The sequence below is a fragment of the Noviluteimonas caseinilytica genome (assembly GCF_018406605.1).
Classification (GTDB): domain Bacteria; phylum Pseudomonadota; class Gammaproteobacteria; order Xanthomonadales; family Xanthomonadaceae; genus Noviluteimonas; species Noviluteimonas caseinilytica.
Map to the genome: position 1 here is coordinate 2,066,123 of NZ_AP024545.1, position 25,313 is coordinate 2,091,435.

General features: G+C 68.0%; 27 protein-coding genes. 17 read left to right on the forward strand and 10 right to left on the reverse strand.

The features are described 5' to 3' along the window. Positions 1 to 10: 10 nt before the first annotated feature. The 5 genes from LYSCAS_RS10020 to LYSCAS_RS10040 all read right to left on the reverse strand — a co-directional run bounded on the left by LYSCAS_RS10020 (position 11) and on the right by LYSCAS_RS10040 (position 4,616). On the reverse strand, positions 11 to 1,006 hold the full coding sequence (locus LYSCAS_RS10020; RefSeq protein WP_213433909.1) for a magnesium and cobalt transport protein CorA: 996 nt from the start codon (positions 1,004 to 1,006) through the stop codon (positions 11 to 13). Positions 1,007 to 1,051: 45 nt separating this feature from the next. After that, on the reverse strand, positions 1,052 to 2,224 hold the full coding sequence (locus LYSCAS_RS10025; protein WP_244858503.1) for a lipoprotein N-acyltransferase Lnb domain-containing protein: 1,173 nt from the start codon (positions 2,222 to 2,224) through the stop codon (positions 1,052 to 1,054). Beyond that, the gene (locus LYSCAS_RS10030; protein ID WP_213433911.1) at positions 2,211 to 3,071 is read right to left on the reverse strand and encodes an HlyC/CorC family transporter; all 861 of its coding nucleotides are present in this window, start codon (positions 3,069 to 3,071) and stop codon (positions 2,211 to 2,213) included. The genes LYSCAS_RS10025 and LYSCAS_RS10030 overlap by 14 nt, the downstream gene beginning before the upstream one ends. An 88-nt stretch (positions 3,072 to 3,159) precedes the next feature. Beyond that, on the reverse strand, positions 3,160 to 3,630 hold the full coding sequence (gene ybeY / locus LYSCAS_RS10035; RefSeq protein WP_213433912.1) for an rRNA maturation RNase YbeY: 471 nt from the start codon (positions 3,628 to 3,630) through the stop codon (positions 3,160 to 3,162). Continuing rightward, positions 3,627 to 4,616 carry a PhoH family protein gene (locus tag LYSCAS_RS10040; protein ID WP_213433913.1) on the reverse strand — a complete coding sequence of 330 codons (990 nt, stop codon included), beginning with the start codon at positions 4,614 to 4,616 and terminating at the stop codon, positions 3,627 to 3,629. Before LYSCAS_RS10040 ends, ybeY begins: the two co-directional genes overlap by 4 nt. 183 nt (positions 4,617 to 4,799) lie before the next feature. Between LYSCAS_RS10040 and LYSCAS_RS10045 the strand changes: the two genes are divergently transcribed. The 4 genes from LYSCAS_RS10045 to LYSCAS_RS10060 are packed head-to-tail and all read left to right on the forward strand — an operon-like array spanning position 4,800 to position 8,536. Further along, positions 4,800 to 5,513, forward strand: a complete 714-nt coding sequence (locus LYSCAS_RS10045; RefSeq protein WP_213433914.1) for a TetR/AcrR family transcriptional regulator — start codon at positions 4,800 to 4,802, stop codon at positions 5,511 to 5,513. Positions 5,514 to 5,538: 25 nt separating this feature from the next. Continuing rightward, entirely contained in the window at positions 5,539 to 6,498 is a 960-nt protein-coding gene (locus tag LYSCAS_RS10050; RefSeq protein ID WP_213433915.1) for an HlyD family secretion protein, read from the forward strand. A gap of 20 nt (positions 6,499 to 6,518) precedes the next feature. Then, the gene (locus LYSCAS_RS10055) at positions 6,519 to 7,451 is read left to right on the forward strand and encodes an ABC transporter ATP-binding protein (RefSeq protein WP_213437764.1); all 933 of its coding nucleotides are present in this window, start codon (positions 6,519 to 6,521) and stop codon (positions 7,449 to 7,451) included. Next, complete coding sequence (locus LYSCAS_RS10060; RefSeq protein WP_213433916.1) at positions 7,448 to 8,536, forward strand: ABC transporter permease; 1,089 nt, start codon at positions 7,448 to 7,450, stop codon at positions 8,534 to 8,536. Before LYSCAS_RS10055 ends, LYSCAS_RS10060 begins: the two co-directional genes overlap by 4 nt. Here LYSCAS_RS10060 and miaB read toward each other — a convergent pair. Next, the gene (gene miaB, locus LYSCAS_RS10065) at positions 8,533 to 9,930 is read right to left on the reverse strand and encodes a tRNA (N6-isopentenyl adenosine(37)-C2)-methylthiotransferase MiaB (RefSeq protein ID WP_213433917.1); all 1,398 of its coding nucleotides are present in this window, start codon (positions 9,928 to 9,930) and stop codon (positions 8,533 to 8,535) included. The two genes, LYSCAS_RS10060 and miaB, sit on opposite strands and share 4 nt — an antisense overlap. A 182-nt stretch (positions 9,931 to 10,112) precedes the next feature. Between miaB and LYSCAS_RS10070 the strand changes: the two genes are divergently transcribed. The 6 genes from LYSCAS_RS10070 (at position 10,113) to LYSCAS_RS10095 (ending at position 15,200) form a co-directional block, all read left to right on the forward strand. Then, a complete protein-coding gene (locus tag LYSCAS_RS10070) occupies positions 10,113 to 11,042 on the forward strand; it encodes a lytic transglycosylase domain-containing protein (RefSeq protein ID WP_213433918.1) in 930 nt (309 codons plus the stop codon). 183 nt (positions 11,043 to 11,225) lie between these two features. Further along, positions 11,226 to 11,867, forward strand: a complete 642-nt coding sequence (gene petA / locus LYSCAS_RS10075; protein ID WP_213433919.1) for a ubiquinol-cytochrome c reductase iron-sulfur subunit — start codon at positions 11,226 to 11,228, stop codon at positions 11,865 to 11,867. Between the two features lie 3 nt (positions 11,868 to 11,870). Next, the gene (locus LYSCAS_RS10080; protein ID WP_213433920.1) at positions 11,871 to 13,145 is read left to right on the forward strand and encodes a cytochrome b; all 1,275 of its coding nucleotides are present in this window, start codon (positions 11,871 to 11,873) and stop codon (positions 13,143 to 13,145) included. Further along, the gene (locus LYSCAS_RS10085; RefSeq protein WP_213433921.1) at positions 13,138 to 13,878 is read left to right on the forward strand and encodes a cytochrome c1; all 741 of its coding nucleotides are present in this window, start codon (positions 13,138 to 13,140) and stop codon (positions 13,876 to 13,878) included. Before LYSCAS_RS10080 ends, LYSCAS_RS10085 begins: the two co-directional genes overlap by 8 nt. A 211-nt stretch (positions 13,879 to 14,089) precedes the next feature. Continuing rightward, entirely contained in the window at positions 14,090 to 14,725 is a 636-nt protein-coding gene (locus LYSCAS_RS10090) for a glutathione S-transferase N-terminal domain-containing protein (protein ID WP_213437766.1), read from the forward strand. A 28-nt stretch (positions 14,726 to 14,753) separates the two neighbouring features. Further along, positions 14,754 to 15,200 carry a ClpXP protease specificity-enhancing factor gene (locus LYSCAS_RS10095; RefSeq protein ID WP_213433922.1) on the forward strand — a complete coding sequence of 149 codons (447 nt, stop codon included), beginning with the start codon at positions 14,754 to 14,756 and terminating at the stop codon, positions 15,198 to 15,200. Between the two features lie 45 nt (positions 15,201 to 15,245). Here the strand turns inward: LYSCAS_RS10095 and LYSCAS_RS10100 are convergent, their stop codons facing one another. Then, positions 15,246 to 15,572, reverse strand: coding sequence for a DUF3301 domain-containing protein (locus LYSCAS_RS10100; RefSeq protein WP_213433923.1), 327 nt, complete (start codon positions 15,570 to 15,572; stop codon positions 15,246 to 15,248). Positions 15,573 to 15,638: 66 nt separating this feature from the next. Between LYSCAS_RS10100 and LYSCAS_RS10105 the strand changes: the two genes are divergently transcribed. Continuing rightward, the gene (locus LYSCAS_RS10105; protein ID WP_213433924.1) at positions 15,639 to 16,430 is read left to right on the forward strand and encodes an FHA domain-containing protein; all 792 of its coding nucleotides are present in this window, start codon (positions 15,639 to 15,641) and stop codon (positions 16,428 to 16,430) included. Here the strand turns inward: LYSCAS_RS10105 and nadC are convergent. Both nadC and LYSCAS_RS10115 read right to left on the reverse strand, forming a co-directional pair. Continuing rightward, a complete protein-coding gene (gene nadC / locus LYSCAS_RS10110) occupies positions 16,427 to 17,281 on the reverse strand; it encodes a carboxylating nicotinate-nucleotide diphosphorylase (RefSeq protein ID WP_213433925.1) in 855 nt (284 codons plus the stop codon). The two genes, LYSCAS_RS10105 and nadC, sit on opposite strands and share 4 nt — an antisense overlap. Continuing rightward, a complete protein-coding gene (locus LYSCAS_RS10115; protein WP_213433926.1) occupies positions 17,278 to 17,550 on the reverse strand; it encodes a Trm112 family protein in 273 nt (90 codons plus the stop codon). Before LYSCAS_RS10115 ends, nadC begins: the two co-directional genes overlap by 4 nt. 79 nt (positions 17,551 to 17,629) lie before the next feature. On the opposite strand from LYSCAS_RS10115, the gene purE reads away from it, so the two are divergent. Next, the gene (purE, locus tag LYSCAS_RS10120; RefSeq protein ID WP_213433927.1) at positions 17,630 to 18,148 is read left to right on the forward strand and encodes a 5-(carboxyamino)imidazole ribonucleotide mutase; all 519 of its coding nucleotides are present in this window, start codon (positions 17,630 to 17,632) and stop codon (positions 18,146 to 18,148) included. 19 nt (positions 18,149 to 18,167) lie between these two features. Then, positions 18,168 to 19,307, forward strand: a complete 1,140-nt coding sequence (locus tag LYSCAS_RS10125; protein ID WP_213433928.1) for a 5-(carboxyamino)imidazole ribonucleotide synthase — start codon at positions 18,168 to 18,170, stop codon at positions 19,305 to 19,307. A gap of 48 nt (positions 19,308 to 19,355) precedes the next feature. On the opposite strand, the gene LYSCAS_RS10130 is transcribed toward LYSCAS_RS10125, so the two are convergent. Next, positions 19,356 to 19,943, reverse strand: a complete 588-nt coding sequence (locus LYSCAS_RS10130; protein WP_213433929.1) for a superoxide dismutase — start codon at positions 19,941 to 19,943, stop codon at positions 19,356 to 19,358. An 81-nt stretch (positions 19,944 to 20,024) separates the two neighbouring features. On the opposite strand from LYSCAS_RS10130, the gene grxD reads away from it, so the two are divergent. The 4 genes from grxD (at position 20,025) to LYSCAS_RS10150 (ending at position 25,253) form a co-directional block, all read left to right on the forward strand. Beyond that, entirely contained in the window at positions 20,025 to 20,360 is a 336-nt protein-coding gene (gene grxD / locus LYSCAS_RS10135; protein ID WP_213433930.1) for a Grx4 family monothiol glutaredoxin, read from the forward strand. Between the two features lie 2 nt (positions 20,361 to 20,362). Next, positions 20,363 to 21,109, forward strand: a complete 747-nt coding sequence (locus tag LYSCAS_RS10140) for an SDR family NAD(P)-dependent oxidoreductase (RefSeq protein ID WP_244858505.1) — start codon at positions 20,363 to 20,365, stop codon at positions 21,107 to 21,109. 9 nt (positions 21,110 to 21,118) lie between these two features. After that, complete coding sequence (locus LYSCAS_RS10145) at positions 21,119 to 21,721, forward strand: MarC family protein (RefSeq protein ID WP_213433932.1); 603 nt, start codon at positions 21,119 to 21,121, stop codon at positions 21,719 to 21,721. A gap of 208 nt (positions 21,722 to 21,929) precedes the next feature. Then, on the forward strand, positions 21,930 to 25,253 hold the full coding sequence (locus LYSCAS_RS10150; protein WP_213433933.1) for a TonB-dependent receptor: 3,324 nt from the start codon (positions 21,930 to 21,932) through the stop codon (positions 25,251 to 25,253). Positions 25,254 to 25,313: the final 60 nt, after the last annotated feature.

The window sequence follows — 25,313 nt, forward strand, 5'->3', positions numbered from 1 at the left end:
GTCGCGCGGCCTACAGCCAGCGGACTTTCCTGAGATAGCGGTACAGGCCGATGCAGACCGCGCCCACCACCACCACGAGGATGGCGTAGCTGTAGCGGCCTTCCAGCTCGGGCATGTGCCTGAAGTTCATGCCGTACCAGCTGGTGATCAGCGTGGGCGCGGCGAGCAGCGCGGCCCAGCCGGCGAGCTTCTTCACCACCTCGCCCTGGTTTACCGTGACCAGCGCGAGGTTGACGCTCATCGCCGCGGTGAGCATCTCGCGCAGCGTGTCGGTGCTTTCGTTGATGCGCACGGCATGGTCGAGCACGTCGCGGAAGTACAGGCGCACTTCTTCCGGCACCAGCCCGCCGTGCATGCGCGTGAGCTGCGCCAGGATGTCCTGCATGGGCGAGACCGCCAGGCGCAGCTGCGTGAGTTCGCGCTTGAGCTCGTACAGCTTCACCACCGTGTCGCGGCTGTAGCTCTCCGCGAAGATGTCCTTCTCCAGCGCGTTCAGCGAATCGCGGAACTCGGAGACGATCGGAAGATAGTTGTCGACGATGAAGTCGAGCCCGGCGTACAGCGCGTAGGCGGGGCCGAGGGCGAGCAGTTCGGGTTCGCGCTCCACGCGCGTGCGCACCGGCGCGTAGGACAGCGATGCGCCGTGCCGCACCGTCACGAGGTAACGCGCGCCGAGGAAGGCGTGCGTTTCGCCGAAGCGGATGTGGTCGTCGATCATCTGCGCGGTGTGCACCGCGACGAACAGCGAATTGCCGTACGCCTCGATCTTCGGGCGCTGGTGCGCGTGCTGCGCATCCTCCACCGCCAGGTCGTGCAGGCCGAATTCTTCCTGCAGCTTGTCGAGCAGCGCGTCCTCGGGTTCGTACAGGCCCACCCAGACGAAGCTGCCGTCATCGACGGCCAGCACGTCGCTGATCGCATCGAGGCTGATGTCGCGCCGCTTGCCGTGGCGGTCGTACACCACGCAGTTGATGACGCAGGCGGGCAGGGCGGCGGGATCGTTCATTGCCCGGATCGTGCCCCGTCGGACGGGGCCGGGGCAAGCATCGCGTCAGCGTGGGCGCGGGGTGAATGCGAACGCGGCGTGGATCGGGAGCAGCAACGCGAGCCAGGCGATCTGCACCTGGCCCCCCGGCAGCAACTGCAGCGCCAGCGCCAGCACGCCGCCGCCGAACACCACGTAGCGGACGATGCCGTGGAAACGCGACGTCGCGCCCCCGCGCAGCATCGCCCAGGCGCCGGGCAGCAACAGCAGGCACAGCGGCGAGAACAGCAGGAGGTTGTGGTTGGCCCAGCCCGCGACGTGCGCGGTGCAGCACCAGATGAAAGCCAGCAGGAGGCCGAGCAGCCCGAGCACCGTCCAGAACGGCAGCGCGATCCCGCCGAGCAGGCGCGGCGCGCGCGCGGCGAGCATGCGCACCAGTCCGGCCGCGACCAGGCCGGCGAGCAGCCACGGCCACCAGCGGCGCGGGGCGTCCGGCGGTTCGGGGGCGAGGCGGTGTTCGACGAGGACGCTCTCGGACAACACCAGCGGGCGGCCCGCGCTGTTGCGGGCTTCGCGCAGGCTGTCGGCGAGGCGCATCGGGACGAACGCGTCCTGCCAGCGCGACAAAGGCTTGTCGGCGTACGGGCCCAGGCCGATGTCGAACCCCGTGCCCATCCACCAGGCCGGCGAGGCGAGGCGCACGGCTTCGTAGCGATACGTGTTGCCCTGCGAACGGCCCGCGAGCTGGCGTTGCAGGGCGCCGCCGAGTGCGCGGTCGACCGCATCGCGCACGCGCGTCGAACAGTTGTCGGTGAAGTATTCGTAGCGGTAGCGCGCGTGCTCGGGCTTCGCGTTCTCGGCGAGCGCGGCGGCGATGTCTTCCGACTGTTGCGGCGTGAGATCCAGCCATTGGATCGACACGCCGCGGCCGACGTCGCGGTAATACGCGAGGTCCTGCTCGAGCGGCAGCGCGACGAGCATGTATTCCATGTCGCCCTTGACGAAGCGGCCGATGAAGCCCGGTTCGTCGAGGTCGAAGAAGCCGAAGTTGTAGGAGATCGGCCCGCCCGGCGCATCGGGATCGGCGACGACGATGGCGTTGTGGCCGAAACGTTCGAAGAAGATTTCGCCGGGCTGCATCGTCATCACGCCGATGCGCGGCGTGGCGAAGGCGACCGTGGCGAAGAGCCACAGCGCGAAGGCAATCAGCAGTTGCGCGAAGCGGTCAGGAGTCCGCATGCACGCTGACATGGAGCGCGTGCAGGCGACGCGCATCGGCGCGGGCGACGCGGAAGCCGAAGCGGCCCAGCGTGAGTTCCTCGCCGGCTTCCGGCAGGTGGCCGATCGCGGCGGTGAGCAGGCCACCGATGGTGTCGTACTCGTCGTCGTCGAAATCGGCGCCGAAGCGTTCGTTGAAATCGCAGATCGGCGTGAGCGCATCGACCACGAAGTGGCCGTCGGCCTGCGCGGCGATCAGCTGGTTCTCGTCGACGGCTTCGTCGTGCTCGTCGTCGATGTCGCCGACGATCTGTTCCAGCACGTCTTCGATCGTGACCAGGCCGGCGACGCCGCCGTACTCGTCGATCACGATGGCCATGTGGTTGCGCGACTGGCGGAACTCGCGCAGCAGCACGTTGAGCTTCTTGGATTCGGGGATCAGCACCGCGGGACGGAGCAGTTCGCGCACGCTGGCCGGGGCGTGTTCGGCGACCACGCCGCGCAGCAGGTCCTTGGCCAGCAGGATGCCGAGGATCTCGTCCTTGTCTTCGCCATGCACCGGATAACGCGAATGGCCGGACTCGACGACCTGGCGCATCAGCGTCATCAGGTCGGCTTCCGGGGTCAGCGCCACCATCTGCGCGCGGGGGATCATCACGTCGCCCACGGTGAGGTCGGACACCGCGATGGCGCCTTCCATCATCCGCAGGGTGTCGGCCGCGATCAGGCCATCGGCCTGCACGTCGCGCAACAACTCGACGAGATCCTCGCGGGTGGTGGGCTCGCCGGAAAGGGCGGCGGTGATGCGATCGAGCCAGGTACGGCGGCTCTTGTCTTCGTGCTGCTGGGGACTGTCGTCGTCGGCCATGGGCGGGGGGAAAGCAGTTCCGGGCAACGCGGAACGAACGGGCGGCGAGTCTAGCGCGGAAGTGCGCAGGTTCGGTGAAACGGCCGTTTCACTCGAGGGCGTAGGGGTCTTCGATCCCGAGGTCGGCCAGGATCTCGCGTTCCAGGCCCTCCATCGCCTCGGCGTCGCGCGGGTCCTCGTGGTCCCAGCCCAGCAGGTGCAGGGCGCCGTGGACCGTGAGGTGGGCGTAGTGGGCGAGCAGGGGCTTCTTCTGTTCCTTCGCCTCGCGGGCCACCACCGGGGCGCACAGGACGATGTCGCCGAGCAGGGGCAGCTTCACGCCTTCGGGCAGGTCGGCCGGGAAGCTCAGGACGTTGGTCGCGTAGTCCTTGCCCCGGTAATGGCGGTTGAGGGCGCGGCCTTCCTTGGTGCCGACGATGCGCAGGGCGAGGTCCGCCTCGCGGATGCGGCCCTGCAGCGCGGCGGCCACCCATTTGCGGAAGCTCACCGCCGCCGGCAGGCCGGCGCGCGGGACGGCGTATTCGACGCCGACATCGAGTCGGACCGGACCACGGGTCATGGATTCTTTCCTGTCGAGGCGTCCTGCGCATCGCGTGCGTCGTACGCATCCACGATGCGCGCGACCAGCGGATGGCGCACGACGTCGCGCGCCTGGAAGAAGGTGAAGCTGATGCCGTCCACGCCATGCAGCACGTCGATGGCGTCGCGCAGGCCGGACTTCTGGTGCTTCGGCAAGTCGATCTGCGTGAGGTCGCCGGTGACCACGGCGGTGGCGCCGAAGCCCAGGCGCGTCAGGAACATCTTCATCTGTTCGATGGTGGTGTTCTGCGCTTCGTCGAGGATCACGAACGCATCGTTGAGCGTGCGGCCGCGCATGTACGCGAGCGGCGCGATCTCGATGACGTTCTTCTCCAGCAGCTTGATCACTTTCTCCACGCCGAGCATTTCGTACAGCGCGTCGTAGAGCGGGCGCAGGTAGGGATCGACCTTCTGCGTGAGGTCGCCCGGGAGGAAGCCGAGCTTTTCGCCGGCTTCCACGGCGGGGCGCACGAGGATCAGGCGCTGCACGCGCGATTCGTTGAGCGCTTCCACCGCCATCGCCACCGCGAGGAAGGTCTTGCCGGTGCCGGCGGGGCCGACGCCGAAGTTGATGTCGTTGGTCGCGATCGCGTGCAGGTACTTGCCCTGGTTGGCGCCGCGGCCGCGGATGGTGCCGCGCTTGACGCGGATGGCGACGTCCTGCGGTTCGATGCCGTCGGTGGCGCGCACGGGATCGGCGTCGACGGCGTTGAGCCGGATGTTGATCGCGTGGCCGTCGAAGATTTCCTCGCCGGCCTCGGCGTAGAGCTCGCGCAGGAAGCGCTCGGCGCGCTGCACGTTCGCCTCCGCACCGGTGATGCGGAAGATGTTGCCGCGGTTGGCGATCTCCACGCCCAGGCGCAGTTCGATCTGGCGCAGGTGGGCGTCGAAGGCGCCGGCGAGGTTCGCGAGGCGTTCGCTGTCGGGCGGGTCGAGGGTGAAGTCGCGTTGTGCGGGTGCATTCATCGCGGCAAGCGTAGCGCGGCGTCGTGTTGGAGGCGATCACGGGCGCTTCGGGAAAAGTAGGTCAAAAAGATCGGGCCCTGGATTGGAATGCAGCGCACCGGGGACGGCCGGGGGCAGGGCCCCGCGGACCGTCCGTCGGACCTCGCTTGCCCCTAATTCATTGCTGAATTAAATATGCACGACATGCCCCGCACCCCCGCCAAACCCGCGCCCCGCAAGGCTTCGGGCCGCAGCCCGGCCAAACCGGCCGTGCGCGCCCGCAGCGCCGACCAGCGCGCCCCCGGCCGTCCCACGGGCGAAAGCCCGGACCAGCGCGCCCGCCTCCTGGACGCCGCCGTCGGGTGCTTTGCGCGCCGCGGGATCGCCGCCGCCACGCTGCGCGAGATCGCCACCGATGCCGGCGTGAATCCGGCGCTCGTCCACTACTACTTCGGCGACAAGCTGCAGTTGCAGCAGGCGGTGATCGCCGAACGGCTGATGCCGGCGTTCGCCGAAGTGCGCAACGCGACGATGCAATCCGGCGACGACATCGCCGGCCTGGTCGCCGGGTTCGTGCGCGGCATGTGCGACGCCGTCGAACGCCATCCCTGGCTGCCGCCGCTGTGGGTGCGCGAAGTGCTGTGCGAAGGCGGTGCGCTGCGCGAAGTGCTGTTCACGACGATGGCGCCGCAGGTCCCGCAACTGCTCGCGGCGCGCTTCGCCGCCGCGCAGGACGCCGGCGAGCTCAATCCCGACCTCGATCCGCGCCTGCTGGTCGCCTCGCTCGTGGGCCTGACGTTGTTCCCCGCCGCGGGCGCGCCGATCTGGCGCCGCCTGTTCGCCGCCGACGACATCGATGCCACCACGATGCGCGACCACGCCATCGCGCTGCTCGATCGCGGCCTCGGTACGCCCTGACCCCCCTTTGCCTGCGAGATCCCAGATGCGCACGACCATCGCCCCCGCCCTCCTCGCGCTCTGCATCGCCGCCACGCTGCCCGCGTGCCGCAACGACACGCCGCAGGCGCTCGGCACGCTGGAATACGACCGCATCACGTTGCCGTCGCCGGCCGCGGAAAAGATCGTCGCGATCGACGTGCGCGAAGGACAGCGCGTGAAAGCGGGTCAGTCCCTGCTGCGGCTGGAACTGGACCGCACGCGTTCGAGCACGGACGTGGCGCGCGCCGAAGCGCAACGCCAGCGCGCCTCGCTGCAGGAACTGGAAGCCGGCCCGCGCAGCGAACAGATCGCGCAGGCCCGCGCGCAACTGGTCGCCGCGCAGGCGGAGGAACGCCAGGCCCGCGACTACTACACGCGCGTGCGGCCGTTGGGTCGCCAGCAATTGATTGCCGCCGCGGAAGTCGAGCGCGCCCGCGCGTCCGTGGACAACGCCGCCGCCACCGCGCGCGCGCAGGCCGAAGCCTTGCGCGAACTCGAAGCCGGCACGCGCCGCGAACAGATCGCGCAGGGCGAAGCCGCGCTCGCCGCCTCCGAAGCGCAGGCCGCCGCGCAGCAGGTGACGCTCGACAAACTCACCGTCGTCGCGCCGCGCGATGCGCTCGTCGACAGCATTCCCTACAAGCTCGGCGACCAGGCGCCGGTGGGCCAGCCGCTCGCGATCCTGCTCGTCGGCGGTGCGCCGTATGCACGCGTGTACGTGCCGGAGACGATCCGCGCGAACGTGAAGGTCGGCGATGCCGCGCGCGTGTTCGTCGGCGGGCAGAAGGAATCGCGGCCCGGCACCGTGCGCATGATCCGCACCGAGCCCAGCTTCACCCCGTACTACGCGTTGATCGGCAAGGACGCGGCGCGCCTGAGCTATGTCGCGGAGATCACGCTGACAAGCGGCGACGCCGCGTCGTTGCCGCCGGGCCTGCCGGTGCGCGTGGAGTTCGGGAAATGAGCAAGGACGACGACCTCGCGATCGTCGCGCACGGGCTGACCAAGCGCTTCGGCGACCTCACCGCGGTCGACCACGTCGACCTCAGCGTGCCGAAGGCGAGCGTGTACGGCTTCCTCGGCCCCAACGGTTCGGGCAAGTCGACCACCATCCGCATGCTGTGCGGCCTGATGACGCCGACCGAAGGCGACATCGAAGTGCTGGGGCTGGAGATCCCCGCGCAGGCCGAAGCGCTGCGCCGCCGCATCGGCTACATGACGCAGAAGTTCTCCCTGTTCGACGACCTCACCGTGCGCGAGAACCTGGAATTCCTCGCCGCCGTGCAGGACATCCCGAAGGCGAAGGCGCGCGTGCGCATCGACGAACTCGTGCAGCGCTACCACTTCGAGGATCGGCAGAAGCAGCTCGCGGGCACGATGAGCGGCGGGCAGAAGCAGCGCCTCGCGCTGGCCGGTGCGGTGATCCATTCGCCGGAACTGCTGTTCCTCGACGAACCCACCAGCGCGGTGGATCCGGAATCGCGCCGCGACTTCTGGGAAAAGCTGTTCGAACTCGCCGACGGCGGCACCACGATCCTCGTTTCCACGCATTACATGGACGAAGCCGAACGCTGCCATCGTCTCGCGATCCTGGATCGCGGCGCGCTGGTTGCCGACGGCACGCCGGCCGAACTCACCGAAGCGCTCGCCGGCCGCACGCTCGCCGTGCATTCCAAGCAACCGCGCCGCACGCAGCGCGCGATCATCGCCGCGCCGGGCGTCATCAGCGCCGCGCAGGTGGGCAACACCTTGCGCGTGCTCACCGAGGCCGGCGGCGATGCCATCACCCGCGTGCGCGAAGGCCTGGCGCAGGCCGGCCTGGACGCGACGGTCGAACCCGCCGAGGCGAACCTCGAAGACGTGTTCGTCGCCGCCACGCGCAAGCACGACGCCGCCACGCAGGAGGCCGCCGCATGAGCGCGCGCCGCCTGTTCGCGATCATGCAGAAGGAATTGCGGCAGATGCGCCGCGACCGCATCACGCTGGCGATGATCGTCGGCATCCCGGTGATGCAGCTGGTGCTGTTCGGCTACGCGATCAACTTCAACCTGCGCGACCTGGAAACCGCGGTATCGGACCAGGCTTCGACCGCGGGCTCGCGCGCGTTGGTGATGGACATGGTGAACACCGGCGTGATCCACCCGGTGAAGGACGCAAGCAGCCCGCAGGAACTGATGACGATGCTGCGGCGTGGCGAGATCAGCGTGGGCATCGTGATCCCCTCGGATTTCGAACGCCGCCGCATCGATGGCCGCGAAGCGGTGCAGGTGCTGGTGGACGGCGCCGATTCGGCGGTGCAGGGCGCGGCCGCGCAGCTCTCGCAGGTGCCGATCGACAGTGCGTCCACGGTGAAGCTGAAGCCGTCGCAGATCAACGTGGTCGGTTTCTACAACCCGGAGCGGCGCTCGGCGATCAACATCGTGCCAGGCCTGATCGGGATCATCCTGACGATGACCATGGTGATGTTCACCGCGGTCGCGATCGTGCGCGAACGCGAGCGCGGGAACATGGAGTTGCTGATCGCAACCCCCGTGAGCCGCAGCGAACTGATGATCGGCAAGGTGTTGCCGTTCGCGGGCATCGGCCTGATCCAGACGACGCTGGTGTTGCTGCTGGGCGCGTGGCTGTTCGAAGTGCCGATCCGCGGAAGCTTGCTGGACGTCTACTTCGCGGCCGTGCTGCTGATCCTCGCCAACCTGTCGCTGGGCCTGATGATTTCCACCAAGGCGCAGTCGCAGTTCCAGGCGATGCAGATGACGTTCTTCGTGTTCCTGCCGTCGATCCTGCTGTCGGGTTTCATGTTCCCGTTCGCGGGCATGCCGAAGCTCATCCAGTGGATCGCCGAAGTGCTGCCGCTGACGCACTTCCTGCGGATGATCCGCGGCGTGATGCTGCGCGGCGCGACGCTGGGGGATTTGTGGCCGGAGGTGCTGGCGTTGCTGGCCTTCACCGCCGTGATGATGACGGCGGCGATCCTGCGCTTCAGCAAGCGCCTGGATTAAACGACCACGCGCCCGCGCAGCGAGTTCGAGAACGCTTCGGTGATCTGCACGTCGACGAACTGGCCGATCAGGCGCGCGGGCGCGGCGAAGTTCACCGACCGCATGTTCTCGGTCTTGCCGGTCAGTTCGTTCGGGTCTTTCTTCGACGGGCCCTCGACCAGCACCCGCTGCACCGTGCCCACCATCGCCTGCGAAATCGTGGCCGCATGCGCGTTGATGTGCGCCTGCAGGCGTTCGAGGCGTGCGTGTTTTTCCGCGGACGTCGTGTCGTCCTGCAGGTCCGCGGCCGGCGTGCCGGGGCGGCGCGAATAGATGAAGGAGAACGACTGGTCGAAGCCGACGTCCTCGATCAGCTTCATCGTCTTCTCGAAGTCCGCATCCGTCTCGCCGGGGAAGCCGACGATGAAATCCGACGAGATCGAAATGTCCGGGCGCACCGCGCGCAGCTTGCGGATCTTCGACTTGAACTCCAGCGCCGTGTAGCCGCGCTTCATCGCCGACAGCACGCGGTCGCTGCCGGCCTGCACGGGCAGGTGCAGGTAGTTGGCGAGCTGCGGGACGTCGCGATACGCCTCGACCAGCGAATCGGAGAACTCCAGCGGATGCGAGGTGGTGAAGCGGATGCGGCCGATGCCGTCGATTTCAGCGATCGCGCGGATCAGCAGCGCGAGGTCCGCCACGCCTTCATCGGCATGGTCGCCATCGCCCAGCGGGCCGCGATACGCGTTGACGTTCTGGCCGAGCAGGTTGACCTCGCGCACGCCCTGCGCGGCGAGCTGCGCGACTTCCACCAGCACGTCCTCGAACGGACGGCTGACTTCTTCGCCGCGCGTGTAGGGCACGACGCAGAACGCGCAGTACTTCGAGCAGCCTTCCATGATCGAGACGAAGGCGCTGGGGCCTTCGGCGCGCGGCTCGGGCAGGCGATCGAACTTCTCGATCTCCGGGAAGCTGATGTCGATCTGCGGCAGGCCGGTGGCGCGGCGCTCGCGCAGCAGCTCGGGCAGGCGGTGCAGCGTCTGCGGGCCGAACACCAGGTCCACGTACGGCGCGCGCTTCACGATGGCGGCGCCTTCCTGCGAGGCCACGCAGCCGCCGACGCCGATCAGCACGGGCTTGCCGTCCTTCTTCAGCGCCTTCCACCGGCCCAGCTGGCTGAAGACTTTTTCCTGCGCCTTCTCGCGGATGGAGCACGTGTTGACCAGGACGACGTCCGCGTCCTCGACGTTGTCGGTGAGCTCCAGGCCTTCGCTGGCGGCGAGGACGTCGGCCATGCGGGCCGAGTCGTACTCGTTCATCTGGCACCCGTGGGTCTTGATGAAGAGCTTGCCGCGGGGGGCAGGGCGGGGGTCGGCGGCGACGGGCGCCGTCTCGAGGACAGTCAGTTCGGTCATGGGTCTGGTCCGGGTGGGCGGCGGTGAATCCGCGCCGGGGTGTGAAGGCGCGGGAGTCTACCGCGGCCGGATCGTGACGGGGTCCGCGTTCACTGAAATCAACCGGCCGTTCATAGGAATCAAGGACTTGTCAAACCTCATGATTGAGAGGACGATCCCGCGCCATGACTAGGGGAAGGGGCATGGGGAAAGTCCTCGGGGCCATCGTCGTCGGCGCGCTCGCGCTGGGCGCGATGCCGGCCTTCGCGGGCACCCTGTATCGCTGCGACGGCGCCGACGGCGCGCGCAGCTACGTCAGCAAGCGCGTCCCCGGCGCGAAGTGCACCGTCATCAGTTATTCGCCGAAGGCCGCGCGCGCCACCGGGCCCGCGCCGTCCCTGCATGTCGGCAGCACCACCACCGCAAGCAACGTCGCCGGCACGCCGGTCACCGCCAGCCTCCCGGCCGCGCCCGCCGCCACGGAAATCGCGCCGCCGCCCGCACCCGTCGCCACCCGCCCGTACCAGGCGCCGCGCCTCGTGCAGGGCCAGGTCTATTCGTACATCCAGGATGGCGTGCGCCACTACACCAGCAAGGCGCCGAAGGGCGTGGCCGGTGCGTCGGCGGTCCGCACCATCAAGTACAGCTTCATGGAAACCTGCTATGCCTGCGGTGCGCGCCCGGGCGTCAACTTCAATACGTTGCGCCTCAACACCAACGCGTATTCGGCGGAAATCGCGGCGGCCGCCAAGCAGCACGGCGTCGACGAAGCCATCGTGCGCGCGATCATCCATGCCGAATCCGCCTTCAATCCCAATGCGCTGTCGCGCGTGGGCGCGCAGGGCCTGATGCAGCTGATGCCGGCCACCGCGCGTCGCTTCGGCGTGGGCAATGCCTTCGACGCCAACCAGAACATCGCCGGCGGCGTGCAGTACCTCGCCTGGCTCATCAAGCGCTTCCACGGCGACCTCAGCCTGGTCGCGGCCGGTTACAACGCCGGCGAAGGCGCGGTCGACAAGTACCGGGGCGTCCCGCCGTACAGCGAAACCCGCCGCTACGTCGAGCGCGTGGCCCTGCTGGCCGAGCGCTACCGCGGCGCCATCGCGGGCCCGGCGGCCGTCGCCGCCAAGTAATCCGGCGTCGCCGGACTGCGGCAGAGTTCTGCCCACGGCACAAATCCGCCGCCCGGACCCACGCTCGGATTGTCGGCCGATTAAGCGTTCCGTTACACTTCGCCGTCTTTGCGGCCTGTCCCACGCGCGTCCCTGCGCCAGGCAAGCCGTGCATCGCATCAGCGTCTTAAAGCGGAGTGCCGGATGTCCAACGTTGGGTCAGGGGTCAACGATCCCGCTCATGTCCATGACGGTGAACCCGTCAATCTGAGCCGTCGCCGGTTCCTGACCGCCACCACCGCGGTGGTCGGTGCGGTCGGTGTCGGCGTCGCGGCCGTGCCTTTCATCAAGTCCTGGAATCCCAGCGCCCGCGCGAAGCTCGCCGGTGCGCCGATCACCGCGGACATCAGCGCGCTCGCCGAAGGCACGCGCATGGTGCTCGAGTGGCGCGGGCAGCCGATCTGGATCGTCAAGCGCACCAAGCAGATGCTCGAGATCCTGCCGACGCTCGATCCGCGCCTGCGCGATCCCAAGTCGGACAACCTCGACCAGCAGCCCGCCTACGCGCGCAACGAACTGCGCTCGATCAAGCCGGAGATCTCCGTGCTGGTCGGCCTGTGCACGCACCTGGGCTGCTCGCCGGAAATGAAGGCCGAGATCAAGCCCGAACCGTTCGACCCGCAGTGGAAGGGCGGCTACTTCTGCCCCTGCCACAAGTCGCGCTTCGACATGGCCGGCCGCGTGTTCGACGGCGTCCCGGCGCCGATCAACCTGCTGGTCCCGCCGCACCACTTCGAGGGTGACAACGCCATCGTCATCGGCGTCGATCCGACGGGGAAGGCATAAGCCATGGCCAACTTCCTTGCCCGCACTTCCAAGAACATGATGGATTGGGTCAATGCGCGCGCGCCGGCGATGATGCCGGTGTACCGCAAGCACATGTCCGAGTACTACGCGCCGAAGAACTTCAACGTCTGGTACTACTTCGGTTCGCTGGCGCTGGTCATCCTGGTCAACCAGATCCTGACCGGCATCTTCCTGACGATGCACTTCAAGCCGTCCGCGGCGGAAGCGTTCTCGTCGGTCGAATACATCATGCGCGACGTCGAATGGGGCTGGCTGATCCGGTACATGCACTCCACCGGCGCCTCGCTGTTCTTCATCTGCGTCTACCTGCACATGTTCCGCGGCCTGATGTACGGCTCGTACCAGAAGCCGCGCGAGCTCGTGTGGCTGATCGGCATGGTGCTGTACCTGGTGCTGATGGCCGAAGCCTTCATGGGCTACGTGCTGCCGTGGGGCCAGATGTCGTTCTGGGGCGCGAAGGTGATCATTTCGCTCTTCGGCGCCATCCCGGTCATCGGCAACGGCCTGACCGAATGGATCATGGGCGACTACCTGCCCGGCGACGCCACGCTCAACCGCTTCTTCGCGCTGCACGTCATCGCGTTGCCGCTGGTGCTGCTGCTGCTCGTCGTGCTGCACCTGGGCGCGCTGCACGAAGTCGGGTCCAACAACCCGGACGGCGTGGACATCAAAAAGGGCCCGAAGGGCAACCGCTGGTCCACCACCGCGCCGGCCGACGGCATCCCGTTCCACCCGTACTACACGGTGGGCAAGGACCTGTTCGGCGTCGCGTTCTTCCTGATCCTGGCGGCCTTCATCATCTTCTTCGCGCCGACGTTCGGCGGCTGGTTCCTGGAGCACGACAACTTCACCGAGGCCAACCGCCTGGTGACGCCGGAGCACATCAAGCCGGTGTGGTACTTCACGCCGTACTACGCGATGTTGCGCGTCATCCCGTCGTTCTTCGCGATCAAGCTGTGGGGCGTGCTGGTGATGTTCGCGGCGATCGCGGTGCTGTTCCTGGTGCCGTGGCTCGACAAGTCGCCGGTCAAGTCCTATCGCTACCGCGGCCTGCTGTCGTGGGCGATGCTGATCATGTTCGCGATCAGCTTCGTGTGGCTGGGCAAGATCGGCGCGGGTCCGGGCACGGATCCGGTCGAGACGATCATCGGCCGCGTGCTGACCTTCCTGTACTTCGTGTTCTTCATCACCATGCCGATCTGGACCAAGCTCGACAGGACCAAGCCGGTGCCGGAACGAGTGACGATGCATGACTAAGACGCTCTCCCGCCTGGCCGCCTTCGCGGCGGGCCTGCTGCTCGCCGGCGCCGCCTTCGCTTCCGAGGAAGGCAACCTGCAGTCGGCCGGCGCGCGCCTGGACGACCGCGCCTCGCTGCAACGCGGCGCGCAGCTGTACATCAACTACTGCAGCGGCTGCCATTCGCTGAAGTACCTGCGTTACTCGCGCATGGCCGAAGACCTCGGCCTGAGCGAGGACGAGGTGATGGACAACCTCAACATCAGCGGCGTGAAGTTCGGCGAGACCATCGGCACGGCGATGACGCCGGAGCATGCCAAGGACGCCTTCGGCAAGATGCCGCCGGACCTGTCCCTGATCGCGCGCGTCCGTGGCAACGACTGGATCTACACGTACCTCAAGTCGTTCTACCTCGACGAAACGCGCCCGGTGGGCTGGAACAACACCGTGTTCCCGAACGCCTCGATGCCGAACCCGCTGTGGCAGATGCAGGGCCTGCAGCACGGCGTGATGGGCGCGAAGGACGCCAACGGCGAAGCGCACGTCGAGCGCCTGGCGCTCACGCAGCCCGGCGCGCAGAACGCCGAGCAGTTCGACCAGACGGTGCGCGACATCACCGCGTTCCTCGAATACGCCGGCGAGCCGGCCTCCCTCAAGCGCCAGGGCATGGGCGTGTGGGTGATCCTGTTCCTGGCCGCGTTCACGTTCCTCACCTGGCTCCTCAAGAAGGAATACTGGAAGGACGTGCACTGAGATCGACCCCATGGCGCCCGGGTTTCGCACCCGGACGCCACGCGGGAAGGGGCGTCCGGCACCCGGACCACCCCGGGGGTGGCGACATTTCGCGGAATGAACGCTAGGCTCGGGGGCCGGTGACCGTCCGCAAGGGGTGGATGGCGCCTTCCGGCAGGGCCCGCATCGACGGGTCCGCAGCCGGCGCTACCGATCGATGGAGAGATCGATGATGGCCGCGAGCCCGCGTATGCGTAATGCCCTGACGTTGTTCTCGTCGACCGACGACGTGCTCTGCCACCGCGTGCGCCTGGTGCTGGCCGCCAAGGGCGTCACGTACGACCTGATCCCGGTCGATCCGCAGAACCCGCCCGAAGACCTGATCGACCTCAACCCGTACCACTCCGTGCCGACCCTGGTCGAGCGCGAACTCGTGCTGTACGCGGCCTCCGTCGTCACCGAATACCTCGACGAGCGCTACCCGCATCCGCCGCTGATGCCGGTCGACCCGCTCTCGCGCGCCCGCCTGCGCCTGGCGATGCTGCGCCTGGAACACGACTGGGTGCCGCAGGTCCAGGCCATCCAGCTCGGCAACCGCCAGCAGGCCGAGGCCGGCCGCAAGCGCCTGAAGGAACTGCTCACCGCCTCGGTGCCGCTGTTCAAGGCCAGCAAGTTCTTCCTGAACCCGGAAATGAGCCTCGCCGACTGCGCGATGGCCCCGATCATCTGGCGCCTGAATTCCCTCGACATCCCGCTGCCGAAGGACGGCAAGGTCATCGAGGACTACGGCAACCGGATCTTCCGCAACCCCGGTTTCATGCGCAGCCTCACCGACCAGGAAAAGAAGTTGCGCGACATCCCTGCGTGATGCACGGGACGGGCGCTAGACTTCCGGCATGAGCGAAGACAGTCCCGGCGTCGACGGTCCGGCCATGACGAGCCATCGCCCGTATTTGCTGCGGGCGTTGAACGAGTGGATCGCCGACAACAACATGACCCCGCACCTGCTCGTGGACGCCACGCGCGCCGGCGTGCAGGTGCCGGCGCAGGCGGTGAGCGACGGCAAGGTGGTGCTCAACATCGCCGAACGCGCGGTCGCGCGGTTGCTCATCGACAACGACGCCGTCAGCTTCACCGCGCGCTTCGGTGGCGTGAGCCATCCGGTGGTCGTGCCGATCTCCGCGGTGCTTGCGATCTATGCGCGCGAGACGGGGCAGGGCATGGCGCTGCCGGACGATCCGACGGGCTCGCACGACGAACCGCCACCGCCTTCCGATGCAACACCGGATTCGCCGGGCAGCACGACGCCGCCGCGGCGCGGGCATTTGCGCGTCATCAAGTGACCACCGGAGGTGGTCATCCCCGCGAAGGCGGGGATCCAGCGCGCATCAATGCAACTGCACCACGTTCGCCGCGCGCACCGGGCCACTGAAAGACACCAGGCGACCGGAACGCAACACGAGCCGGCCGACGTGCCGATCGCTGCCGTCGTAGGAATACTCGAACCGGAACGTCCGCTCGAACCCGAGCTTGCCGTCGTCGTTGCGCTGGATGCGCAAGCCCGCGGCATGCACCGTCTGGTCGAGCCACTGCACGCCGGCGGCGCTGCAGGCATCGCGTCCCAGGGCTTCGGCGCGCTCGGCGGCGGCACGCGCCCGTTCCCAGTACGCCAGTGCGCACCCTGCGATGATCATCACAACGAGAATACTTGGCATGCACCTAATGTGACGGCGCTTCCGCGGCCCTGCAAGGCCGTCGGCCAAACATTGGGGAACCCACGCATGAAACTCGTCTTTCCTGGCGGCGAACACCCGCAGGTCCTGCTCGGCCCGGGCGTCAATCGCATCGGCTCCGATCCGCGGGCGAACATCGTGCTCGACAGTCCCGGCGTCCTCCCGCAGCACTGCCAGCTGCATGTCACGCCCACCGGCGTGATGCTCGACGTGCCGCACGGCACCACGGTCAGCGTAAACGGCCGCCAGGTCGACGGGCTCATCGCCCTGCGTCCGGGCGACAGCGTCGCGTTCGATCGCGTCGAAGCGCGCCTGGCCTCGATCGAAACCGCGGTCGCGTCCGTGCGCCACCAGGTCGGCGTGGCGGGTCGCTTGCCGGAATCGGCCAACGACGATCCCGGCGCCACCGCCGTGCGTCCCGTCGTGCCGCGCTACGTGTTGCGCGGCGTCTCGGGCGAAGGCTTCGGCCGTTCGCATGCGATCCACGGCAGCACCAGCGTCGGCCGTTCTCCGGAATGCGACCTGCGCATCGACGAACCCGGCCTCTCGCGCGTGCATGCGCGCCTGATGCCCACCGACGACGGCGTGCTGCTCGAAGACCTCGGGTCCACCAACGGCACCTTCCTCAACGGCAAGCGCGTCATCCGCGGCGAAGCGCACATCGGCGACGAAATCGGCTTCGACACGCTGCGCTTCCGCCTGATCGCACCGGGCCAGGCCGATGCCACGCACGAAGAAGTGCTCGCCAGCGTCGATGGCGGCACGTCGCGTCGCGCGTGGCTGGTGGCGATGGGCCTGCTGGCCGTCGTCGCGATCGTACTGGTGGCCGCGTTCCGCTAACCGCCGCGGCGGCCCAGCTTCATCGACAGGTCGATCGCGCGGACGTGCTTGGTCAGTCCGCCGATCGAAATGCAATCCACGCCGTCCTCGGCGATCGCGCGCACCGTCTGCAGGTCCACGCCGCCGGAGACTTCCAGCGGGATGCGGCCCTTCGCGCGCTGCACGGCTTCGCGGCGCGAGGCCGCGTCGAAGTCGTCGATCAGGATGCGTTCGCAGCCGGCCAGCAGCGCTTCGTCGAGCTGCGCCAGCGTTTCCACTTCCACGATCAGCGGCAATGACGGCTGCGCTTCGCGCGCGCGCTTGATCGCGGCGGTGATCGAACCCGCGGCGCGCACGTGGTTTTCCTTCAGCATCACCGCGTCATGCAGGCCCATGCGGTGATTGGCGCCGCCGCCCGCGCGCACGGCGTACTTCTGCGCGATGCGCAGGCCGGGGATCGTCTTGCGCGTGTCCAGGATCACCGCGCCCGTGCCGCGCACGGCTTCGACGTACTCGGCGGTGATCGTGGCGGTGCCGCTGAGCGTCTGCAGGAAATTGAGCGCCGCGCGTTCGGCGCTGACCAGCGCGCGCGCACGGCCTTCGAGCGTAGCGATGACGGTGTCGGCGCGGACGCGGTCGCCTTCGGCCACGTGCCAGGCGATGGCGACGTCGCGGTCGAGCGCGCGATGGCACGCATCGAACCACGGACGGCCGCACACGACCGCCGATTCCTTGCACAACAGGTAGGCGGTGTCGGTGATGTCGGGGAGCAGGGCGGCGGTGACGTCGCCGGTGCCCAGGTCTTCGGCGAGTGCGCGCGCGACATCGGCGGCGACCACGTCGGCCGGCGGCGGTGCGAACTCGTGGCTCATGGCGCGGCGGGGAAGTCCGCGACCTGGCCGGTCGCGAGGCCTTCATCGGCCAGCAGCACCGGGATGCCGTCGTCGATGCGGTAGGCGAGCTTGCGGTCGCGCGTGACGAGCGCCTCGCGCAGGGCGTCGGATTGCGGCTGGCCGTCGGCGCGCTTCACGCTGCCCGCGGCGATCGCCTGGTTGAGCGCCTGCAGGCCGCGCGCCTCGAGCAAGGACAGCGGCTGGCGCGTGGCGGGGCAGGCGAGGATGTCGAGCAGCTTGCGATCCATCGGCGGGCTGTGGCCTCGTCGGCGCGGCGGGGCCGCTAGAATACGCCCCTTCGCAGCAGGCGCGAGCCCCGGGAAACCCATGGCCAACGAAGACACCGCGGCAAGCACGGCGAAGCCGCTGGTCGGCATCGTGATGGGCTCGCGCTCGGACTGGGAGACGATGCAGCACGCGGCGGCCAAGCTCGAAGCGCTCGGCGTGCCGCACGAAGTGCGCGTGGTCTCCGCGCATCGCACGCCCGACGTGTTGTTCGAATACGCAGCCACGGCGGCGTCGCGCGGATTGCGCGCGATCATCGCCGGCGCCGGCGGTGCAGCGCACTTGCCGGGCATGCTCGCTGCGAAGACCGCGGTGCCGGTGCTCGGCGTGCCCGTGCAGAGCAAGGCGCTCAACGGCATGGATTCGCTGCTGTCGATCGTGCAGATGCCGGCCGGCATTCCCGTCGCGACGTTCGCGATCGGCAATGCGGGGGCGTCCAACGCGGGCCTGTTCGCGGCCGCGATGCTGGCGTCGGGTGACGCGCGCATCGCCAGGGCGCTCGAAGACTTCCGCGCGCGCCAGACCGACGACGTCGCGCGCAATGACGATCCGCGCAAGTGAACGGCACGGAGTGCACGGCATGACCACCGTCGGCATCCTCGGCGGCGGCCAGCTCGCGCGCATGCTCGCCTTGTCGGGCGCGCCGCTCGGCTTGCGCTTCCTGGTGATGGATACCGTGGCCGATGCGTGCGCGGGGCAGTTCGCGCCGATGATCGTCGGCGACTGGCGCGATGAAACCGCGCTCGCGGAATTCGCGTCGCGCGTCGACGTGGCGACGTTCGATTTCGAAAACGTGCCGGCCGAAGCCGCGCAATGGCTCGCCGAACGCGTGCCCGTGTTCCCCAGCCCGACGGCGCTCGCCGTCGCGCAGGATCGCCTCGCCGAGAAAACCCTGTTCCGCGACCTCGGCATCCCGGTGCCGCCGTTCGCCGCGGTGGATTCGCGCGCGTCGCTCGAAGCGGCGATCGCGCGCATCGGCACGCCGTGCATCCTCAAGACGCGTCGCCTCGGGTACGACGGCAAGGGCCAGTTCCGGTTGAAGTCGCCGGGCGACCTGGATGCAGCATGGGATGCGCTCGGCGTCCAGGCCACGACGGTGGGACTGATCCTCGAAGGGTTCGTCGCGTTCGAAAGCGAAGTAAGCGTGGTGGCCGTGCGTGGCCGCGATGGCGAGTTCCGCGCGTGGCCCATCACGCAGAACTGGCACGTCGATGGCGTGCTGTCGGCGAGCCTGGCGCCCGCGCCGGTGGACGCCGCGCTCGCGGACGCCGCCGTCGCGCATGCGCGCGCATTGGCCGAAGCCTTGTCGTACGTCGGCGTGTTCGCGCTGGAGTTGTTCTGCCGCGGTGGCGAACTGCTCGCCAACGAACTCGCGCCGCGCGTGCACAACTCCGGGCACTGGACGATCGAAGGCAGCGAGACGTCGCAATTCCAGAATCACCTGCGCGCCGTGCTCGGCCTGCCGCTGGGCGCCACGCGCATGGTGGGCGAGGCGTGCATGCTCAACTGGATCGGCGAGATGCCCGATGCGCGCGCGGTGCTCGCCGAACCGGGCGGTCACTGGCACGACTACGGCAAGGAATCGCGCGCCGGCCGCAAGGTCGGGCACGCGACGTTGCGCGCGGATACGCCGCAGGAACTGGCGGCGACGCTCGAACGCGTGGGCAAGTCGCTCGGGCGCGAAGTCCAGGTGCAACCCGTCATCGCCGCGCTGCGATGAGGCAAAAAAAAGCCCCGCATCGCGGGGCTTCTTTCATGCGCGCGTGTTTCAGCGCATCTGCTGTGCGACGAAATCCCAGTTGACGAGGTTCCAGAACGCCTCGACATACTTCGGCCGCGCATTGCGGTAGTCGACGTAGTACGCGTGTTCCCACACGTCGCACGTCAGCAGCGGCGTGTCTTCGCCGGTGATCGGCGTGGCCGCGTTCGACGTGCTCGCCAGCGCGAGCGAACCATCCGGGCGCTGCACCAGCCACGCCCAGCCCGACCCGAAGGTCTTGATGGCGGTGTCGGTGAACTGTTCCTTGAACTTGGCCACGTCGCCGAAGGCCTTGTTGATCGCCTCGCCGAGCTTGCCGGAGGGATCGCCGCCGCCGCCGGCCGTGGCCGGCTTCATGCAGTTCCAGTAGAAGGTGTGGTTCCAGACCTGCGCTGCGTTGTTGAACACCGCGCCCTGCGACTTGCGGATGATCCCGACCAGGTCCATCGCCGCGAACTCCGTCCCCTCGATCATCTTGTTGAGGTTGTCGACGTAGGCCTTGTGGTGCTTGCCGTGGTGGTAATCGAGCGTCTCGGCGGAGATGTGCGGCTCGAGCGCGGTACGGTCGTAGGGCAGGGGTGGCAGTTCGATCGCCATGTCAGGCTCCTTGCGGGCGGTGGGGGCGCAGTGCGCGAAGGCTTACAATTCTAGCCCTACGCTTGTCATGCAGGAGTCTGAATGTCCGTCCAGGGCACCCCCATCCAGAGCCGGATCCGTTCGGAAGTCACCGGCCACCCCATCGTGCTCTTCATGAAAGGCACGCCGCAGTTCCCGATGTGCGGCTTCTCCAGCCGCGCGGTGCAGGCGCTCAAGGCCGCCGGCGCGTCGCAGCTGCACACGGTCAACGTGCTCGAAGAACCCGAGATCCGGGCCAACCTGCCGCGCTATTCCGACTGGCCGACGTTCCCGCAGCTGTTCATCCACGGCGAACTCATCGGCGGATGCGACATCACGTGCGAGCTCGCCGAGTCGGGCGAGCTGGCGCGCATGATTTCCGAAGCGCAGAAGGCGTGAGCGTGGCGGTCGAAGGGGAGTCCACGCACGCGCCGCTCGCCGGGCGCGTCGTGCTCATCGCCGGCGCGCATGGCGGCCTGGGCACTGCGGCGTCGATGGCGTGCGCGCGCGCCGGTGCAACCGTCGTGCTGCTCGGGCGTCGCGTGCGCAACCTCGAACGCCTGCACGATGCGATCGCGAAGGACCCGCAGGTCGCGTCGGCGCCGGTGCTGTATCCGCTGGACCTGGAAGGCGCCACGCCCGACGACTACGCCGAACTCGCGCAACGCATCGGCGATGCGTACGGCCGCCTCGATGGCCTGCTGCATTGCGCCGCCGAATTCCGCGGGCTCACGCCGCTCGAGCACACCGATCCGGCCACGTTCGCGCGCGCGCTGCACATCGGGCTCACCGCGCCGTGGTGGCTGACGCAGGCGCTGCTGCCCGTGTTGCGCAAGTCCGACGATCCCGCGGTGGTGTTCGTGGTCGACGATGCGGCGCGCGTGTCGCAGGCGTACTGGGGCGGCTACGGCCTGGCCCAGCACGGGCGCGGTGCGCTCGTGGGCATGCTGCACGCCGAACTCGCCGGCACGCCGATCCGCGTGTCCGGCCTGCAACCCGGCCCGATGCGCACGGCGTTGCGCGCGAAGGCCTACGTCGACGACCAGGACCTCGACGCCCGCGATCCCGCGCTCGCAGCGGCCGCGTGCGTGGCGTTGCTGTCGCCGGCCGGCGCGGCCGACCGCGGCACCATCCGCCACCTCGCCTGACGCAGACCGATGACCATCGCCTCCGCCGCGCTGCTGCTGTTCCTGATCCTGGATCCGCTGGGCAACATCCCGGTGTTCCTGGGCTTGCTCAAGCCGTTGCCGGAAGCCCGCCGCCGCGTGGTGCTGGGGCGCGAGCTGCTCATCGCGCTCGGCGTGCTGATGGTGTTCCTGTGGGGCGGCAAGTACGCGCTGGAGCTGATGCACCTGCGGCAGGAGTCGGTGTCGATCGCCGGCGGGATCGTGCTGTTCCTGATCGGCCTGCGGATGATCTTCCCGCGGCCCGAAGGCCTGATGGGCGACATCCCCGGCGGCGAGCCCTTCATCGTGCCGATGGCCATACCGCTGGTGGCCGGCCCGTCCGGCATGGCCGCGGTGATGCTGATGGGATCCAACGAGCCGGGCCGCCTGCCGGAATGGAGCCTGGCGCTGCTGATCGCATGGGTGGCGACCGCCGTGATCCTGTTTTCGGCCACCTATCTCTATCGCTGGCTGGGCACGCGGGTGCTGATCGCCGTCGAGCGGCTGATGGGCATGTTGCTGGTCGCCATTTCGGTCCAGATGTTCCTGGACGGGCTCGGGGTTTACATCTCAAGCACGGTCGGCCCTTCCTGAATTCGGCAAGCCCGAATCCGGTCCGTCTTCCCCCTGACACGGCTCAGTCACACACCGAAATTATGGTGTTAAACTGGCGTTAACCCCACGAGACGCTCGTAGGGCGGGGATTCCACGAGGTTCCACCTCATTCGCAAACGGATTTGCGTGCGTGGGACTGCGCCCGTACGCCGCCAAACCATCCCGTATATCCGAGGCCTTGAAGAAGATGACTGATCGTAACCGCGTCCGGCTGTCCAAGCTGTCGTTGGCGCTGATCGCTGCACTCGCTGCAGCCCCCGCATTCGCGCAGAGCACGTCCGCCGGTGTCGGCGGTCGCGTCGTCGGTGCGGACGGCCAGCCGGTCGCCGGCGCCGAAGTCACCATCGTGCACGCCGAATCCGGCACCGTCAGCCGCGCCGTCACGGACGCGAACGGTCGTTACGCTGCGCGCGGCCTGCGCGTCGGCGGCCCGTACACCGTCACGGTGAACAAGGCCGATGCCGGCACGCGTTCGCAGGAAAACGTGTTCCTGGGCCTGGACAAGGTGGCTGAAGTCGACCTCTCGCTCGCCCCGGCGCAGCAGCTCAACACGATCACCGTCGTCGGCGCCTCGACGCAGTTCCAGCCCGACAACAAGGGCATCAGCACCAACATGTCGCGCGAAGACATGGACCGCATGCCGTCGCCGGATCGTTCGATCCAGAACATCGTGCGTGCCGATCCCCGCGTCGTTGTCACCGACCGCGACCGCGGCGCGTTCTCGGCCAACGGCCAGAACTTCCGCTACAACAGCATCACCGTCGACACGATCAACGCCGGCGACCCCTTCGGCCTGAACGACAACGGCCTGCCGACCAAGGGCACGCCGATCTCGCAGGACGCGATCCAGGAATACAACATCTCCACCGCCAACTACGACGTGGCCACGCGCCGCGGCGTGGGCGCGACGATCAACGCCGTCACCAAGTCGGGCACCAACGACTTCCACGGCTCGGCGTATTACGTCTACCAGAACGCTTCGAGCATGGTCGGCGAGAACGCCAGCGGCAAGAAGTGGGAAGGCTACGACAAGGACCGCACGCTCGGCCTGACCTTCGGCGGCCCGATCGTGAAGGACAAGCTGTTCTTCTTCCTCTCGCTCGAGAAGCAGAAGAAGGACGGCATCGGTTCTATCACCGGCCCGGCCGAATCCAACGCGACGCTGAAGGTCCCGGGCATCTCGCAGACCTTCATCGACAGCGTCATCGCCACCGCGCAGGCGCGCGGCCTGACGCCGGGCGACAACGGCCAGGCGCCGGACATGGACACCAAGCGTGGCCTGGTCAAGTTCGACTGGAACATCAATGACGCGCACCGCGCCAGCCTGCGCCTGAGCCAGACGAAGGAATTCGAACCCATCGTCACCAACGGCACCGTGACCGGTTCGTCGCCGCGCCTGGCGCTGTCGTCCAACTGGTACGTGCTCGACAAGAAGTCGACCAGCTACGCCCTGAGCTTCTACGACGACTGGTCCGAGAACTTCTCGACCGAAGCGTCGGTGGGCTACAGCGAATTCAACCAGGACCGCGACCCGATGGTCGGCGGCCACCAGCCGGCCGTGCTCGTGCGCGTCAACGGCACGACGGGCCCGGGCATCTTCCTCGGCACCGAGCCGCCGACCCACGCCAACCGCCTCAACGTGGAAACCTGGAACGGTTACTTCGCGGGCAGCTGGTACCTCGGCGACCACGTGGTCAAGGGTGGCCTGGATTACCAGAGCGACAAGATCTACAACCTGTTCCTGCAGCAGTACAACGGCAACTACGAGTTCAACAACCTCGCCGACTTCCAGAACGGCGTGTACAACCGTTACCAGCTCGCCACGCCGGCGCCGGGTTACACGCTCAACAACGTCGCCGCGCTGCTGACGATGAAGCAGTACGGCTTCTTCCTGCAGGACACGTGGCAGGCCAGCGACAAGCTGTCGCTGCAGTACGGCCTGCGCTACGACGTGCCGAAGATCTCGCCGGACCCGACGTACAACCCGTGCTTCGCCGCGCCCCCGGGCACCCTGGGTGACCTCGGCCCGTGCGGCCTGCGCGCCAACACGGCCGTCGGTTCCAACACGGCGTCGGCCACGGGCGGCTACGGCTACCCGAACACCGGCACGATCGACGGCAACTCGATCGTCCAGCCGCGCGCGTCGTTCAACTACACCATCAACGACAAGATGCAGCTGCGCGGTGGTGCAGGCCTGTTCGTGTCGAACACGCCGGCCGTGTGGGTCGCCAACCCGTACTCGAACAACGGCGTCGCCGTGTCCACGTACGACATCGGCCGCTTCAACCCGGCCACCCCGACCGTCACGCCGCCCTTCAGCCCGAACGGCAGCACGCAGACCGTGCCGGGCGTGACGCTGACCGACCCGGGCCTGGGCACCTCCTCGATGACGCTCGCCGTCGTCGATCCGGACTTCAAGCTGCCGACCGTCGCCAAGTACACCCTCGGCTTCGACATGCAGCTGCCGTTCCTGGATTCGGTGTTCACCGTCGAAGGCCAGTACATCGACACCGTGCACGGCATCAAGTACGACAACATCAACCTCGGCGCGCCGACCGGCGTGCTGCCGGATGGTCGCCTGACGTACCAGCGCACCCCGAACGGCACGACCACCGGCACCGGTGGCGCCAACCCGGCCCGCTGGAACGCCAACCCCTCGTTCGGCCAGAACATCCTGCTGACCAACACGGACAAGGGCCACGCCGAAAACCTGACCTTCTCGTGGAAGAAGCCGTTCGCCAACGATTGGTCCGCCATGGTGGCGTACACGATCAGCGACGCGACGGACGTCAACCCGGGCACCAGCTCGGTCGCCAGCTCCTCGTACGGCAACCGCGACTGGATCAACCCGAACGACGACTACGAAGCCACGTCGAATTACTCGATCCCGCAGCGCCTGATCGGCCAGGTCACGTGGGAACACGCGTTCTGGGGCGAGCACAAGACGCGCGTGTCGGCGTTCTATGACGGCCACTCCGGCGCGCCGTACAGCTGGGTGTTCTTCAACGACGTCAACGGCGACACCTCGTTCCGCGACCTGGCCTACATCCCGGTCAACCGCGGCGACGTGTCGTTCGCCCCGGGCACCAGCCAGGCCTCGATCGACTCGTTCTTCAACTACATCGCGAACAACGACCAGCTGGTGCGCCAGCAGGGCGGCATCTTCGACCGCAACGAAGGTCGCGCGCCGTGGGTGAACCAGATCGACCTGTCGCTGGCGCAGGAGCTCCCGGGCTTCGGCGAAGGCCACAAGGCGGAAATCCGCCTCGACATCTTCAACTTCCTCAACCTGCTCAACAAGGATTGGGGCGTCGAGCACCGCGCGAGCTTCCCGCTCGAGCGCACGCTGGCGACGGTTGCGGGCATCGATGCGCAGGGCCACTACATCTACAACATCAATGCCCAGCTGGACGCGTTCGGCAACTACGCGCCGGCGCCGCTGCCGGTCAACGAGAACTTCAACCCGTCGCAGCGTTGGGCGGCGAACGTGACGCTCCGTTACGAGTTCTGATCCAGCACCAAGGCGTCACGAAAACGGCCGGGGAAACCCGGCCGTTTTTCGTTGGGGAAG

Excerpts from the sequence above, each read along its gene's own strand:
- LYSCAS_RS10020 (WP_213433909.1), bottom strand. The coding sequence starts at position 1,006 with ATGAACGATCCCGCCGCCCTGCCCGCCTGCGTCATCAACTGCGTGGTG.
- LYSCAS_RS10025 (WP_244858503.1), bottom strand. The coding sequence starts at position 2,224 with ATGCGGACTCCTGACCGCTTCGCGCAACTGCTGATTGCCTTCGCGCTG.
- LYSCAS_RS10030 (WP_213433911.1), bottom strand. The coding sequence starts at position 3,071 with ATGGCCGACGACGACAGTCCCCAGCAGCACGAAGACAAGAGCCGCCGT.
- ybeY (WP_213433912.1), bottom strand. The coding sequence starts at position 3,630 with ATGACCCGTGGTCCGGTCCGACTCGATGTCGGCGTCGAATACGCCGTC.
- LYSCAS_RS10040 (WP_213433913.1), bottom strand. The coding sequence starts at position 4,616 with ATGAATGCACCCGCACAACGCGACTTCACCCTCGACCCGCCCGACAGC.
- LYSCAS_RS10045 (WP_213433914.1), top strand. The coding sequence starts at position 4,800 with ATGCCCCGCACCCCCGCCAAACCCGCGCCCCGCAAGGCTTCGGGCCGC.
- LYSCAS_RS10050 (WP_213433915.1), top strand. The coding sequence starts at position 5,539 with ATGCGCACGACCATCGCCCCCGCCCTCCTCGCGCTCTGCATCGCCGCC.
- LYSCAS_RS10060 (WP_213433916.1), top strand. The coding sequence starts at position 7,448 with ATGAGCGCGCGCCGCCTGTTCGCGATCATGCAGAAGGAATTGCGGCAG.
- miaB (WP_213433917.1), bottom strand. The coding sequence starts at position 9,930 with ATGACCGAACTGACTGTCCTCGAGACGGCGCCCGTCGCCGCCGACCCC.
- LYSCAS_RS10070 (WP_213433918.1), top strand. The coding sequence starts at position 10,113 with ATGGGGAAAGTCCTCGGGGCCATCGTCGTCGGCGCGCTCGCGCTGGGC.
- petA (WP_213433919.1), top strand. The coding sequence starts at position 11,226 with ATGTCCAACGTTGGGTCAGGGGTCAACGATCCCGCTCATGTCCATGAC.
- LYSCAS_RS10080 (WP_213433920.1), top strand. The coding sequence starts at position 11,871 with ATGGCCAACTTCCTTGCCCGCACTTCCAAGAACATGATGGATTGGGTC.
- LYSCAS_RS10085 (WP_213433921.1), top strand. The coding sequence starts at position 13,138 with ATGACTAAGACGCTCTCCCGCCTGGCCGCCTTCGCGGCGGGCCTGCTG.
- LYSCAS_RS10090 (WP_213437766.1), top strand. The coding sequence starts at position 14,090 with ATGGCCGCGAGCCCGCGTATGCGTAATGCCCTGACGTTGTTCTCGTCG.
- LYSCAS_RS10095 (WP_213433922.1), top strand. The coding sequence starts at position 14,754 with ATGAGCGAAGACAGTCCCGGCGTCGACGGTCCGGCCATGACGAGCCAT.
- LYSCAS_RS10100 (WP_213433923.1), bottom strand. The coding sequence starts at position 15,572 with ATGCCAAGTATTCTCGTTGTGATGATCATCGCAGGGTGCGCACTGGCG.
- LYSCAS_RS10105 (WP_213433924.1), top strand. The coding sequence starts at position 15,639 with ATGAAACTCGTCTTTCCTGGCGGCGAACACCCGCAGGTCCTGCTCGGC.
- nadC (WP_213433925.1), bottom strand. The coding sequence starts at position 17,281 with ATGAGCCACGAGTTCGCACCGCCGCCGGCCGACGTGGTCGCCGCCGAT.
- LYSCAS_RS10115 (WP_213433926.1), bottom strand. The coding sequence starts at position 17,550 with ATGGATCGCAAGCTGCTCGACATCCTCGCCTGCCCCGCCACGCGCCAG.
- purE (WP_213433927.1), top strand. The coding sequence starts at position 17,630 with ATGGCCAACGAAGACACCGCGGCAAGCACGGCGAAGCCGCTGGTCGGC.
- LYSCAS_RS10125 (WP_213433928.1), top strand. The coding sequence starts at position 18,168 with ATGACCACCGTCGGCATCCTCGGCGGCGGCCAGCTCGCGCGCATGCTC.
- LYSCAS_RS10130 (WP_213433929.1), bottom strand. The coding sequence starts at position 19,943 with ATGGCGATCGAACTGCCACCCCTGCCCTACGACCGTACCGCGCTCGAG.
- grxD (WP_213433930.1), top strand. The coding sequence starts at position 20,025 with ATGTCCGTCCAGGGCACCCCCATCCAGAGCCGGATCCGTTCGGAAGTC.
- LYSCAS_RS10145 (WP_213433932.1), top strand. The coding sequence starts at position 21,119 with ATGACCATCGCCTCCGCCGCGCTGCTGCTGTTCCTGATCCTGGATCCG.
- LYSCAS_RS10150 (WP_213433933.1), top strand. The coding sequence starts at position 21,930 with ATGACTGATCGTAACCGCGTCCGGCTGTCCAAGCTGTCGTTGGCGCTG.